This is a genomic window from Betaproteobacteria bacterium (assembly GCA_009377585.1).
Taxonomy (GTDB): Bacteria; Pseudomonadota; Gammaproteobacteria; order Burkholderiales; family WYBJ01; genus WYBJ01.
The window spans coordinates 1-13746 of the sequence record WHTS01000083.1 but is presented as its reverse complement, the minus strand read 5'-3'; the positions used below and the strand labels follow the sequence as shown (position 1 = coordinate 13746).

Here is a 13746-nt window from a genome sequence, read left to right as displayed (position 1 = left end):
CGCGCAACCGCGATCTCCGACAGGGCCTTGCGATCCACCTTGTTGGTGCCGGCGAGCGGCAACGCGGGCATGAAGACGACTTGGCGCGGATGCTGGTAGGCGGGCGCATGCTCCAGCGCATAGCGCTTGACGTCGTCTTCAGTGAGCGTTGCGCCAGCGCGCAAGACCACGAACGCGAACGGCTTCTCGAACTTGATCTCGTCGGGCACCGGAACCACGCAGGCCTGCACGATATCCGGATGGGCTTCGAGCATGTGCTCCACTTCGCCCGGATAGATGTTCTCGCCGCCGCAGACGAACATGTCGTCGGTGCGGCCGACAAAGTAGTAGGCGCCTTGCGCGTCGCGGCGGAAGACGTCGCCCGAGATGTACCAGCCCTCCGGCGTGAGCACCTCGCGCGTCTTTTCGGGCAGGTTGATATAGCCCTTCATGTTCGCCGGCGTGCGTATCCACAGCACCCCTTGGTCGCAGTCGTGGCCTTGCGCATCCACAAGGCGCACTTCGACCTCCGGGAACGGCCAGCCGAGCGCCAAGTCGGGCTTCTTGCGCCCGTCCCGCGAAGGACCGAACATCACCGGCCCCGCTTCGGTCGTGCCGTAGGCATTGGTCACGGTCGCGCCCGAGAAGAGGTGGCGAATATCGTCGATCAGCTTCTGCGTCACCGGTGCCGACCCCATGCGTACCGTGCGCACGCTGCGCACGTCGGTCTTCGCCAGCGTTTCCTGTTCCCGCACCGCGAGCGCCATCATGGTCGGGACCGAGGTGATCCAGGTGACCTGGAAGCGGCCGATCGCCTCGACGTAACGGCGCGCATCGAACTGCGGCAACAGCACCATGCTCGCATGCGCGGCAAAGACGAACTTCGACGTGCCGAGCGCATTCATATGGAATAGCGGCGCCGCGACGAGCAACCGATGATCCCGGTACGGTCCGCCGGCCAGGCGCGTGCGCACGGCCCAGAGTTGGCCGGCGTGATGCAGCGGCACGCCCTTGGGCCGCCCGGTGGAGCCCGAGGTGTACAGGATCATGGCGGCTGCGTCGGGTGCAGGACGAACGGTTTCGAATTCGGGCGCGCCGAGGAAATCGCGCCACTCCGTATCGAGCTCGACACTCGGCATGCCGTCCGGCAAAAGGCCGCGCCGCGCCGCGTCGCAGAACACCAGGCGCACGTCCGAATCCCGCAGCACGAACTCGATGGTGGCGCGCGGAAACTTGTGATTGATCGGGACGGCGGCCAGCCCCGCGCGCATGATGCCGAAGTAGGCGGCAAGGAACTCGGCGCGATTGGCGCTCAGAATACCGATGCGCTGGCTGGCCCGGTAGCCGCGGCGCATCAGGCCGTCGGCGACCGAACAGGCCAGCCGGTCCAGGTCGCGATGGCTGTAGTGCGCGGGCCGCTCCCAGTCGAGACAGTCGAGCAGCGCCGGGGCGTCGAGGTCCTGCGTGCGATCGACCAGATCGCCGAGGTTGAACGGCATGGCTCCAGAACCCGGGGTCATAGGCGAGCCAGTGTAACGCGATTGGGAAAACCTGCGCGCGAGTTCCCGGGCACCTATTTGCGAGAGGCTTCGCGGCTTGAGCGGGCGTGGTCGAATCCTTTTCCTGCGCGGCAGCGCAGATGAACCGTCCGCGCGGTTCGCCGGTCGTGCTTCCGCACGCCGGAACCGGGTGGCGAAAGGCCCCGCCACGGCGCGGCGCCCTTGCTATCATGGCCGTCATCGAAGCGCGCGGTGCGACCAAGGGCGAGGACTAGAGACATGCCGGAAATCGATAGCGGACGCTCGAACGAGCGGCGGATGCTTGCCGAGAGCGTGGCCGACTTTGCCCGCCGCGCGACCGACATGGCGCGCGTGCGCAAGTGGCGCGGCGTGGCGCCCGGTTTCGACCGCGGTCTGTGGCAGGAAATGGCGGCCCTGGGCTGGACCGGGCTGCTGATCCCCGAGCGCTTCGGCGGCATGGGCCTCGGCCTCGCCGAGATGGCCGAAGTGAGCCGGGGGCTCGCCCGCGTGCTCATGCCCGAGCCGCTGGTCGCGTGCGCGGTGCTTGCCGCGCGCGCGCTCGTTCACTGCGACAACGAAGCCTTCGGCGCGGAATTGCTGCCGCGCATCGCTGCCGGCGAATGCGTCGCCGCGCTGGCCTGGCAGGAGCAGGCGGGCGATCTCGGCAACCGCACGCCGGCGACCGAAGCCGTGCTGCGCGGCGGCCAGGTCGTCCTTAATGGCACCAAGCGATTCGTCGCCGGCGCGGCCGGCGCAGATGGATTCGTCGTCTCGGCGCGTGGCGGTTCGGGCACGGTGCTCGTCTGGGTACCCGCAACGACGCAGGGCTCGAGCGTGCGCCTGGAAGCGATGGCCGACGGCCGCTTCTCCGGACGTCTGGAGCTGGCCGATGCCAAGCTGCCGGAGAAGCACGTCCTCGCGCCGGCCGAGATCGCGCAGTCGGCGCTGGATCGCGCGGTGAACGAAGCGACCGTCATGGTGAGCGCCGAGCTTCTGGGCATCATGAGCCGGGCGCTGGAAATGACGCTCGACTACCTGCGCACGCGCGTGCAGTTCGGGCGCAGCATCGGCAGCTTCCAGGCGCTGCAGCACCGTGCCGTCGATCTGTACATGCAGGAGCAACTGGCGTCGGTGGCGCTGGCCGATGCGGTGAGCGCGATCGACGAGCAGCCCGACGATCCGCTCACCGTGGCCGCCGTGAGCCGGGCGAAGGCACGCTGCTCCGATGCCGCGTCGCTCATCACGCGCCAGGCGATTCAGATGCACGGGGCGATCGGTTTCACCGAGGACAGCGACGTGGGCCTGTACGTGAAGCGGACGCTGACCCTGTCGGCATGGCTCGGCAACAGCGCATATCACCGGCGCCGCTTCGCCGGCATGGCGAGCGCCGATGCGGAATGAAGCGATGCGCAAAAAAGGCGATGCGCAAAAGGGGATGCGCAAAAGGCGATGCGCAATGAGGAGAACGCGATGAGCGACCGGAATGCGATCAGCGACGAGGCCTTTCGCAAGGAAGTTCGCAGCTTCTTTGAAACCGCCTATCCCGAAGAGCTGCGCTTTCTGCCGCGGCGACTGCGCTGGAGCGAATGCAAGCCCTGGTACCTGACGCTCGCGCGCAAGGGCTGGATCGCTCCGGCCTGGCCGAAGGAATACGGCGGCATGGCGCTGTCGCCGTCGAAACAGATCATCATGGCCGAGGAGACCGAGCGCGCGGGCATCGGCCGCATGCCGGACCAGGGCATCACGCAAGTCGGGCCCACCATCATGCGCTACGGCACCGAGGCGCAGAAGAAGCAATACCTGCAGCCGATTCTCGACGGCGAGCACGTGTGGTGCCAGGGTTATTCCGAGCCGAATTCGGGCTCGGATCTCGCGAGCCTGCAGACGAGTGCCGTGCGCGAGGGCGACGATTACGTCATCAACGGCTCCAAGATCTGGACCTCGATGTCGATGGATGCGAGCCACATGTACATCCTGGTTCGCACCGACCGCGACGCGCCGAAAAAGCAGGAAGGCATCAGCTTCATGCTGCTCGACATGAAGACGCCCGGCATCACGCTGCGTCCCATCCGCAACATCGCCGGGCACGAGGAGTTCGCGCAGGTGTTCTTCGACAACGTGCGCACCCCGGTCGACGCGCTGGTGGGTAGCCTCAACAAAGGCTGGACGATCGCCAAGGCGCTGCTCGGCTTCGAGCGTCTCGGCATCGGCAGCCCGCGGCGTCCGCGCTATGCCTTCACGCGCCTGGAGAAAGTCGCCCGCAGCCGCGGGCTCATGGACGATCCCGCTTTCGCCGATCGCTTCGCCCAGCTGCGGCTGGATCTGGCCGACTTGAGCTCGCTCTACGGCCGTTACGTCGACCAGGTGCGGCGCGGCGAGACGCTCGGCGCCGACGTTTCCATCCTCAAGATCTGGTCGATGGAGCTCTATCAGCGCATCTCGGAGCTGCTGGTCGAGGCTGCCGACGAGAAAGGCGCGTTGGAAGGTGATGTCGATTTCGACGACGATTTCGTCGATGTCCTGTCGCCGTTCTACATGTCGCGCCCCGGTACGATCTACGGCGGCTCGAACGAGATTCAGCGCAACATCGTGGCCAAAGACGTGCTGCGGCTGCCGGCGAAGTAGGCGCTCGCTGTCAAGTTCTTTTATTCAGAGACTTAAGGGCAAACTGCCGACCGATTAGTAGGCCGAGGCCGGATTCGTACGACGTGTGGCGTTCTGCCTTGCGCTTCCACTAGCGCATGGAAGGGCAATTGCATGTGCGATTGCCATCGTCAATCGGGTAATAGCGCATCGCGTCGACCGACGGCGCTATGCTAATTGTCCGGCACTGTGTCCTTGGGGAGACACCCTGAATACCCATCCGATCGTTCGCGGAGCTGCACCTTGTCACTGACGGATCGCACCGGTTCGATCAACAAGCGCGGCCCAGGCAGCATGCTGCAATCCGAAACGGAGCGACAAGCCTCCGGTCAACCCGACGGGCGACTGCCGCTTCACAGCCCGAGCAGCCTGCTGGAATCCGACACAGAGCGCGAGATCCCGAACCAGCCGGTCGAGCAGCTGCCGCTGCGCAGCCCGAGCAGCCTGCTGGAATCCGAGACAGAGCGCGAGATCCCGAGCCAGCTGGCCGAGCAGCTGCCGCTGCGCAGCCCGAGCAGCTTGCTACCGGAAGAGCCGGGGATGCGGTATGGCTATCAGGCGCGCGACGAGCTGGCCGCCGTCAGCCCGAGCGAGTTGCTTCCGCCTCCGCCGCTCCCGAAGGCGCCGAGACGCAGCCGTCGCGTAATTGCTGTGGTTGCTGGAAGTCTACTGGTCGTCGTGGTCGCCTTGCTGGCGTTGTGGGGAAGCCGCGCTATTCGCGTCGACCCGGCCGAGTTAATGGCCGATGCCAAATTGAAGTATGCAGCCGGCGATGTGCATGCAACAGTCATCCAGCTCAGGAATGCGTTGCAGGCCGATCCGAAGCACTTGGAATCCCGGTTGCTGTACGCCAGCATTTTGCTCGAGCGCGGCGAAGCCCAAGGGGCGGAAGTCGAATTGCGCACCGCACTCGATATGGGCGCCCCCCGACATTCGGTCATGCCGCTGCTGGGCCGAGCGCTGATTGCCCAAAAGGAATACCAGCAGGCCCTGGACGCGATGGCCCCGGGTCCGGACGAAGATGCGAGCAAGCAGCCGGCACTTACGCTTGCCTTGCGGGGTCATGCCTTGCTCTTCCTCGGTCGCATTGAACAGGCGCGGGAAGCGTACGAAACGGCTTTGACCGCAGATCCCGATGAGGGGGAAGCATGGCTAGGACGTGCGCGCCTCGCGGTTCTGGATCGGAAGCAGGAGCTCGCTCTCGCGAGCTCCGAGCAGGCGGTTGCAAAGGCGCCGAAGAATGCCGACGCGCTGGCGCTGTTGGGAGATCTGAAACGTGTCGTCGGCGATGAGGCCGCCGCTTCCGCGGCCTACGAGAAGGCGGTGAGGATCGCGCCGAGCGCTCATGCGACCCGCTTGAGCCTGGCGTCGATCTATGTCAATTCCAAAGAGTACGACAAGGCAATCACGCACCTGGGAGTGGTGCTAAAAGCGGTTCCGGATAGCCCGACGGCGAACTTTCTGCTCGCGCTGACGGACTTCCGCCGCGATAAGTTCGATGACGCGCGCAATCTTGCCGCCAAGGTACTCAACGTCCAAGGAAATCACGTGCCCAGCTTGTTAATGGTGGGCGCCAGCGCATACATGACCCGGGACTACGCTACAGCGGAAAAAGCTCTCGCACGCGCTCTCGTGCTCGCTCCCGGAAACCGCTACGCACGCAAGATGCTGGGCGCCTCGCTGGTGCAGACCAAACAGCCGAAGCGCGCGATCGAAGCGCTAGCTCCGCTGCTCGATCAAGCAGCGGCGGATCCGGAAGTCCTCGCGACATTGGGCGAAGCATATCTCGACGACAACGAGTTCTCCCGGGCGACCGAGCTGCTCGAAAAGGCGGCCGCGATGGCGCCCAAACATGCGGGCGCCCGCATCGGTCTCGGAAAAACCCGGCTTGCCGCAGGAGAGCTCGACCGGGCGGTTGCAGATCTCGAGCTCGCCTCCACCCTGGCGCCACGCGCGCGCGAGGCCAAGCTGCTGCTCGCGATGACTCATGTGCAGCGCAAGGAGTTCGACCGAGCCATCGAGATCATCGGCCAACTGGAGCGCGACGCGCGCACGAACCCTGTTGCGCTGAACCTGCTTGGCGTCGCCTACATCGGCAAGCGCGATTTCACGGCGGCGACCAGGTACCTGGAGCAGGCGCTGGCGCTTTCGCCCAACTACGTACCAGCGGTCATGAACCTGATTCAGATCGACATGCGAGAACGCGATGCGCGGGCTGCGGTACGGCGGCTCGAAAACGTACTTATGGCGAGCCCGAACAACATACAGGCCATGTTCACGCTGGCCGCAATATTGTCCGATATGCCCGGGAGGCAGGAAGAAGCACTGCGCTGGATCGAACGGGCGCAGCAGGCCAGTCCGGACAGTGCGGAGCCTTTGCTGCGTCTGGCGCGCTTTCAGCTGGGCCGAGGCTATGTCAAGGAGGCGCTCGAGGCGGCGCATCGCGGCATACAGGCCAAGGTCCACAACGTCGACGTGCTCGATGGGCTGGGGCAGGTGCAATTGGCTGCGCGTGCCGAGCGGGAGGCCCTGGACACCTATGTGCGAATGGTGTCGGAGAACCCGAAACTGCCGCTGGCCCATGTGAGGTTGGGCGAGGTGCAAAAGAAAGTGGGCAACTCAGCCGGAGCCCGCCAGAGCTACCGGAACGCGCTGGAGCTGAAACCCGACTACATCGAGGCGAAGGTCGCATTGGCTCAGCTCGAAGTTCAGGCCGGGAATACGCAGGCGGCGCTTTCGCTTGCCGCGGACTTGATCACGCAACTGCCCAGGTCCGCGGTGGGACTCAGCGTCAAGGGAGACATTTTGGTCCACAGTAAGCGATTTTCGGAAGCAATAGCGGCATTCGAGGCAGCGTTCGCGGTGCAGAAAACGCCGGCACTTGTGATCAAGCTTCACCAGACGCATGCGCTGCTCGGCAAGGTCGAGCGCGGGGAAGAAATCGTGGACCAGTGGCTGCAGGTCCATCCTAAGGACTTCGACACGCGTCAGTTCGTGGCCGACTACAGCTTGCAGGCGAAGCGCTATTCCACGGCTCAGAAGCATTACGAGGCCCTGGCCGAGGCGATGCCGAACAATCAACAGGTGCTCAACAATCTGGCTGTCGTCTACGATGAACTGAAGGACCCTCGGGCTTTGCAGGCGGCCGATAGAGCCTATCGCCTGAACACGCGCAATTCCTTCGTCGCCGACACCTACGGCTGGATGCTGGTCCGACTCGGGCGACCCGAGCGTGGTCGCGACATTCTGAGGCAGGCGATCGAACTCGCATCTGCTGTGCCGGATATCCGCTATCACTATGCCGTTGGCCTGGCGAAAACAGGTCAGCGCAAGGAGGCTCGCAGTGAACTGGAGCGTGCGTTCTCCCTGCGCGGAAAATTGACACAAGAGGCCGACGCCAAGGCGCTGCTCGAGCAATTGCGCAATTGATGTGTCCTGGGTGAAGGCGCATTTCGTTTCGATAAAGTCGGTGCGCGCTAAGGCGCGCTATTCGGCAAGGTCGGTCGGAAGCAAGCGGTTCAAGGCTGCCCGCCCGGCTTCGCAGGCGAATCGCCTGTCGATATTTTTTACAGTTGGGTCGGCATTGTTCGCCTTTTTCTATTGAAATCATGGAGGTCGTGACCGGCATTGAACTTGCATGCCGTTCCACGCGCATTGCCTCCGGACCAGACCGTACGCGTCTGTCGGAAAACGGGTGGAAAACATGAAATCATGCAAGCGGCTTCTAGCCGTCGTGTTCTTCTGTAGTACCGCGGTGGCCGGATCGGCTCACGCGATCCAGTACTACAATCTGACCCACCAGACGCCCAGTTCCTCGGGCGGATTCGGCAGCCCGAATCCCGTAGACGGTACCTACCCGTACGACCCGCCCCTGCCATCCGGCACATTCGATGCCGTTATCAACACTGGCATTTTCACGACCAATATCGCCGATTACGCCACCTACAACCAAATCGTGGGCACGGGCGTAATGCAGCCTTTCATACGCATTCAGCCCAACGGCAACGTCAACAACTGTGGTGATCCGTGCACGGAAGCCGGCTACAACACCGATGGCGGCAATACCCCAAACCCGGGTCCGGGTCATGAGGACAAAGCGCAGTTCGAAGGCAAGGACAAGGAAGGCACCAACTGGAACCATGCGTTGAAGCTCGGCGACATCGGTACGTTTACCGATGCGAACGGAAACGTGTTCCGGGAATTCATTCTCGATATCAACGAATCTCTCGGCGATCCGAAAGGCACACCGGAGAATCAGGAACAGTACCTGTCGCTGGACAAGTTCAAGCTGTTCATGGGACAGAGCGGCGACTACGACTCCATGGATATCACCGGCACCACCGCCGACGATTATCGCCTCTACAAGAGCGACGCGAACGGTGCTCCCGAAGCCACGAAGATATTCGACATCGATTCCGGCGCGGCAGGGGGTGGAGGCGATAGCAGCATAGGGCTCAATTACGCCCTGCAGGCGGGAAGCGGGAACGGCATCGACCTCGTGGTCCGCATCCCCGATACCTTGTTCAACGCCCAGAACGGCGAGTACGTCTACCTGTATTCCTCGTTCGGCGAGGTGGGGAAGAACAAGAGCAACGACCCGGCTTGCACGCCAAGCAACGGCAACAAGCTCAATACGTGCACTCCCGACTTGCCGAGCGGCGATTTCAGCCAATCAGCGGGTTTCGAGGAATGGTCTACTCGCAGCCACCACACGCCGATCGTACCGACGCTCGCTCTATTGGTGGTAGGTTTTGTCGCGATGCGAAGTGTTGGCCGCGTGCAATTCACCTCCCGCATGGCCCGCTAACCGGCTCCAGCAGGCGTTTCGGACGCTTGTTTGACAGTCAAACGGGCCGGATCGGCTGTTACTTGGGATGACGCGCGGCGTTCAACGGCGCCTCGTTCGCGTCGGCTGGCATTCCTGCACGGCACCATCGAGCCGATCGATGATTTACCTTGTCCCATCAATTCGGCTCTGGGTCGGCACGCCCGGTCCACCCAAGCCGCGATACGCGTGCTGAATACCCTCATCTCTCTGGCGGCCTGCTTGTCGCCTTTCTTCTCCGCCACTTTGATCCCGCGTCGATAGGTCGTCAGGGCCTCGCTCAGGCGACCCGCCTCGGTCAACGCCTTACCGTAATGTTTTCCATGCCGCGGAATATTCCGGGTCGTGTGAGCGCCGTCGATGAGCAAGCCGAGGATCCGCTTCACCGTGGCGACCGTGAGCCGGGCGAAGGCACGCTGCTCCGATGCCGCGTCGCTTCTCACGCGCTAGGCGATTCAGATGCACAGAGCGATCGGTTTCACCGAGAACAGCGTCTCGGCATCGGCAGCCCGCGGCGTCCGCGCTACGCCTTCACGCGCCTGGAGAAAGTCGCCCGCAGCCGCGGGCTCATGGACGATCCCGCTTTCGCCGATCGCTTCGCCCAGCTGCGGCTGGATCTGGCCGACTTGAGTTCGCTCTACGGCCGTTACGTCGACCAGGTGCGGCGCGGCGAGACGCTCGGCGCCGACGTTTCCATCCTCAAGATCTGGTCGATGGAGCTCTATCAGCGCATCTCGGAGCTGCTGGTCGAGGCTGCCGACGAAGAAGGTGCGTTCGAGGGCGAGATCGATTTCGACGACGAGGAAGTCGATGTGCTCTCGCCCTTCTACATGTCGCGCCCCGGTACGATCTACGACGGCTCGAACGAGATTCAGCGCAACATCGTCGCCAAGGACGTGCTGCGGTTGCCGGCGAAGTAGGCGCTTGCGAGGGCAAACGGCTTTTGTTCTTGACGAGCATGTGATGTACATGTAATGTACATGGCAGTTCAGGAGCGAGCTTAATCATGGCATCGTCGGTAGAACGCATCGTCGTTCAGACCACTACCCAGCAAAAGAAGGCCATCGCGGCCAAGGCAAAGCGGCTTGGCTTGCCCATTTCGGAGTTGATGCGTCGTGGCGCGACAGCCTATCAGGAGCGGGACGACGATGAGCTGGCAGCCTTGGCCGACTCGGCACGAGCAGCTGCCGATCGGGCAAGCGCCTCTATCGACGAGGCGCTCGCGTTCATCGATGCGAGCAACAAACGTATCGAAGCCTTGGAGGCCGCCGCCAAGCGGCATCCCAAGGGTGCCGGAAAATGAGCGTAACGGAACGCGTCTGGAACGCTCTGACCGCGATGATCAAGTTGGAGGACAAGGTCTCCGGACAGGCCGAGGCACTAAAGAGTCAACAGTTGAAGATAGAAGACTTGACGGCCCGGGTGATTCGGCTCGAAACACAACTCGAGTTGTTGACCGGAGCGGCCATGCTGAAGCGGCTCGAGGGCGACGGATAAGCCGGCGGCTCCTTCGGAAAGATGGCGGCTTGCTGTGAAGACCGCCATTTGACCTGGCGGGTGGCGTCCGTTTGTCACTTGCTCGCCGGCACTTTACGGTCAACGTTGCGGACACGAGATCAGCCCGCGGTGCCGCCTCGATGGCGGCGATGTCGCTCTTTTTCATCGTCATCATCGCGTCGAACGCTCGCCGGACGGATCGTGTTCTTCTTGGTCATTTCCGTACTCCTAGAGACTAAAGAGCATCCAATAGCGGTAGATTGATACGTCGATACCGCGACCAGCCTACAAAGTCAGCTTGCAGTCCGCGCCCGTTCATCGCCGTTGACGACCTAGCTTTTCGGCGCCGCAAGCGCTTCCGCGATGGTTGGCGGAGCTGTCGGACGGGCGTACATCGACTTCAGGTACTTTTTCAATCTCGGCATGCCGTCGAGCATCTTCGCCTCGTTCGCCCAGTCCAGCGTATACGCGGCGTTGAAGTCGGCCACGCTGAGTCGGTCGGCAACCATGAATTCGCGCTTCTCCATGTGTCGCTCCAGCACGGCTACCATCGCCTTGCACTCCTGCCTCGCAAGATCGATATCCTGGGGCAAGCGCTTTTCTTCCGGGTAAGGACGGTGTGACGCGCGATGCGCCACAGCGGCTGCTCGATCTCGGTCACCAGAAAGAAAATCCATCGATACATTTGCGCTCTGTCTTCCACCGCCTTCGGGATGAATCCCGCCTGCGGATTCTTTTCGGCCAGATAGAGTTGAATCGCAGCGGATTCCGTCAGCACGAGGTTTCCATCCACCAACACGGGCACCTTGGCGGCGGGGTTGAGAGCGCATAGCTCCTGGCGTTTCGTCTCACCTTCCAAAACGTCCACCGTAACGGATTGCCTTGCGAACATCTACATCACGCAGATCCGCCAGAACCGCATCCTGCGCTACGACCCACGCTCGAACGCGATCGAGCAATGGCGCACCGGCACCAACCGCACCAACGGTCTGGCGTTCGACGAGAACGGCCGTCTCTTCGGCTTTTGCTCGGGCGGACGGGCCATCCGGGTGTCGGGCGTAAACTCGTCAGGTCGGAACGCATCGTCCAGCTTGCACGGCCCATGGCTGCTCAGCCCATGACGGCTCTTGAACGGAGAAGAAAATGCTGATCGTCGATTCCCAGATCCACATCTGGAAGAACGGGCGGATGATCGCCCACCACCGCCAGGACCCGACCTATTCGTACGAGGATGCGCTGGCCGAGATGAAAGCGGCGGGCGTCGATTGCGCGGTCATCCATCCGCCGGGATCGATCGGCGAGCATATGAATGCCTATGCCATCGAGGCCGTGGAGCACCATCCTGACCGATTCTGCATACTCGGCAACTTCGACCTGCAGAGTCCCGATCGCGAGCATATCGTCGCGCACTGGCGCGAATGCTCGCCGGGCATGCTTGGGTTCCGCTTCAGCTTCAACGATCCGCACCAGAAGACGTGGCTAACAGACGGCACGCTCGACTGGTTCTGGAAGGCCTGCGAGAAGCAGGACCTCCGCGTAGGCCTGCTCGTCTCCGGGCCGACTATCCCGGCATTCGGGAAGATTGCCGAGCGGCATCCCGGCCTGAAGATGCACATCGATCACATCGGCCGCGGCGGCGGCAGGGCCACCATCAAGGACGACGCCATCTATGCGGACCTGCCGCAGATGCTTGCGCTCGCCCGGCTGCCCAATGTCGCGGTCAAGCTGTCAGGCGCGCCGAGCACTTCGAGCCAGCCCTATCCGTACCGAAACATTCACGGCCATCTGAAGCAAATCATCGATGCCTTCGGCCCGAATCGCTGCTTCTGGGGCACCGACATCACCCGCATGCCGATCTCCTGGCGGCAATGCGTAACGATGTTCACGGAAGAGATGCCGTGGTTGCAGGGGCGCGACCTCGAGCTCGTGATGGGCAGCGCCATCGTCGACTGGCTCGGCTGGAAGCGGCCTTCCCGCAAGTGACTATGTCATGCAAGTAATGTCGAGCAGTTCGACCGCGTGCTCCCTTGAGACGGGATGTCAGAGTCCCATCATTCCGGTCCACCATTGCAGCTTGCCGTTCAACTCGACGTCGTACTTGCGCACCAGTTCGAGCCTGCCGTCGGCCCCGATGCGAAACACGCTCAGCCCCGCCGGAGCGAGCCGCACCTCACTGCCGTAGTGCGTCCACATATCGCGAATGCTTGCGGCTACGAGCAGGCGGCCGCTCGGGTCGATGCTGACGGTTCGCACGTGGTGCGTGAGCGGATCGACGTTTTGAATACGCCGCGGTTCGCCGGTCGTCTGGTCGATGGCGAATACCGCAATGCTATTTTCGCCGCCGGCGAATACGCGTTTACCGTCGAGTTCGACGGTACTGTCGGCGCGGTTCGCGGTGTACACGAAGCGTCCGTTCGGATGAACGTGAATCGCGCTGGTGGTTTGATGCAACTTCGGATCGCGGATTACCGCGAGCGTGGTCGCGGTGAACGCCGGTGTCGCTTCCAACTTGTCTCCGGCGGCATTGAGCCGGTGCATGTGCATCTCGTTCTGGCTTTCGATGTTCGCGTACATCCACGGCTTGGTCGGATGGAAATCGACATGGCGCGGTCGATAGTCGAATCCGTTGCGGCCACCGACGATGTTCTGCGCGTCGGTGAGTTGCCCGTGGTCGAAGCCGAATACCTTGATCGCGCCCGGGTCCTCCGGCTTTCCGTCCTTGGCGTCGTTGCCGCGCGCCGGGAAGATCACGATGCGATTCGATGGGGCGACGACCACCTGGTGCGCGTAGATGCCGACATCGGCCTTGGCCTTTTGCTCCACCCGCGGCCCCAGGGTGCCATCGGCGTTGATGGGATGTACGGTGATGTTGCTCGGGTTGTTGAAGGCGCTCAACACGTGCGTGCCCGCCGGATTCACGCAGTGGTGAATGGGCCGCGAGGGCAGCGGCTGCGGCTCGCCGTGCATCGCAGCCGATCCGTCGCTCGCCACACGCAGTGCACAAATCCGATGCATCACACCCGGGACCGGCGTATTGCCCGAAGCCGCGTCGCTCGTGGACACGTAAAGGAATTTTCGCGACGGATGCGGCCATACGTACTGCACATTGGACGGCAGGGTGACGGACGTGCGCTGGGTAAGCGTCGCCGCTTCGACATCGACATCAAAATGCGTGAGCACGGCGCCCACGCTTTGGTAGAGCACGGTTCGATCAGCCATATTCCCCTCGGAGTGCTGGATGACGGCAGGCAATCGCTCGCATTGCGCGAGCGATTGGTGCCG

General features: G+C 63.0%; 10 protein-coding genes and 2 pseudogenes. 8 read left to right on the top strand and 4 right to left on the bottom strand.

The genetic code is table 11. The annotated features are described in order from the left end of the window. Window positions 1-1478: AMP-binding protein (locus GEV05_21595; GenBank protein ID MPZ45931.1), on the bottom strand; the 1478-nt coding region annotated here is incomplete at its 3' end. 279 nt (window positions 1479-1757) lie between these two features. On the opposite strand from GEV05_21595, the gene GEV05_21590 reads away from it, so the two are divergent. The 7 genes from GEV05_21590 to GEV05_21560 all read left to right on the top strand — a co-directional run bounded on the left by GEV05_21590 (window position 1758) and on the right by GEV05_21560 (window position 10464). Continuing rightward, window positions 1758-2900 carry an acyl-CoA dehydrogenase gene (locus tag GEV05_21590; GenBank protein MPZ45930.1) on the top strand — a complete coding sequence of 381 codons (1143 nt, stop codon included), beginning with the start codon at window positions 1758-1760 and terminating at the stop codon, window positions 2898-2900. A 69-nt stretch (window positions 2901-2969) separates the two neighbouring features. After that, window positions 2970-4124 (top strand): acyl-CoA dehydrogenase, encoded by a 1155-nt coding sequence (locus tag GEV05_21585; protein ID MPZ45929.1) that lies wholly within the window; start codon window positions 2970-2972, stop codon window positions 4122-4124. A 261-nt stretch (window positions 4125-4385) separates the two neighbouring features. Further along, window positions 4386-7571 (top strand): PEP-CTERM system TPR-repeat protein PrsT, encoded by a 3186-nt coding sequence (prsT, locus tag GEV05_21580; GenBank protein ID MPZ45928.1) that lies wholly within the window; start codon window positions 4386-4388, stop codon window positions 7569-7571. Between the two features lie 265 nt (window positions 7572-7836). Then, complete coding sequence (locus GEV05_21575) at window positions 7837-8949, top strand: hypothetical protein (GenBank protein MPZ45927.1); 1113 nt, start codon at window positions 7837-7839, stop codon at window positions 8947-8949. A 332-nt stretch (window positions 8950-9281) separates the two neighbouring features. Next, window positions 9282-9887, top strand: a complete 606-nt coding sequence (locus tag GEV05_21570) for a hypothetical protein (GenBank protein MPZ45926.1) — start codon at window positions 9282-9284, stop codon at window positions 9885-9887. Between the two features lie 86 nt (window positions 9888-9973). Further along, window positions 9974-10270 (top strand): hypothetical protein, encoded by a 297-nt coding sequence (locus tag GEV05_21565; GenBank protein MPZ45925.1) that lies wholly within the window; start codon window positions 9974-9976, stop codon window positions 10268-10270. Next, a complete protein-coding gene (locus GEV05_21560) occupies window positions 10267-10464 on the top strand; it encodes a hypothetical protein (protein MPZ45924.1) in 198 nt (65 codons plus the stop codon). Before GEV05_21565 ends, GEV05_21560 begins: the two co-directional genes overlap by 4 nt. A gap of 124 nt (window positions 10465-10588) precedes the next feature. Here GEV05_21560 and GEV05_21555 read toward each other — a convergent pair. Further along, window positions 10589-10663, bottom strand: a pseudogene (locus tag GEV05_21555) (VOC family protein). A gap of 133 nt (window positions 10664-10796) precedes the next feature. Next, window positions 10797-11356: pseudogene (locus GEV05_21550) on the bottom strand (glutathione S-transferase family protein). Between the two features lie 251 nt (window positions 11357-11607). Between GEV05_21550 and GEV05_21545 the strand changes: the two are divergent. Next, the gene (locus tag GEV05_21545) at window positions 11608-12447 is read left to right on the top strand and encodes an amidohydrolase family protein (GenBank protein ID MPZ45923.1); all 840 of its coding nucleotides are present in this window, start codon (window positions 11608-11610) and stop codon (window positions 12445-12447) included. A 57-nt stretch (window positions 12448-12504) separates the two neighbouring features. Here GEV05_21545 and GEV05_21540 read toward each other — a convergent pair whose 3' ends face one another. Next, window positions 12505-13683 (bottom strand): beta-propeller fold lactonase family protein, encoded by a 1179-nt coding sequence (locus GEV05_21540; protein MPZ45922.1) that lies wholly within the window; start codon window positions 13681-13683, stop codon window positions 12505-12507. Window positions 13684-13746: the final 63 nt, after the last annotated feature.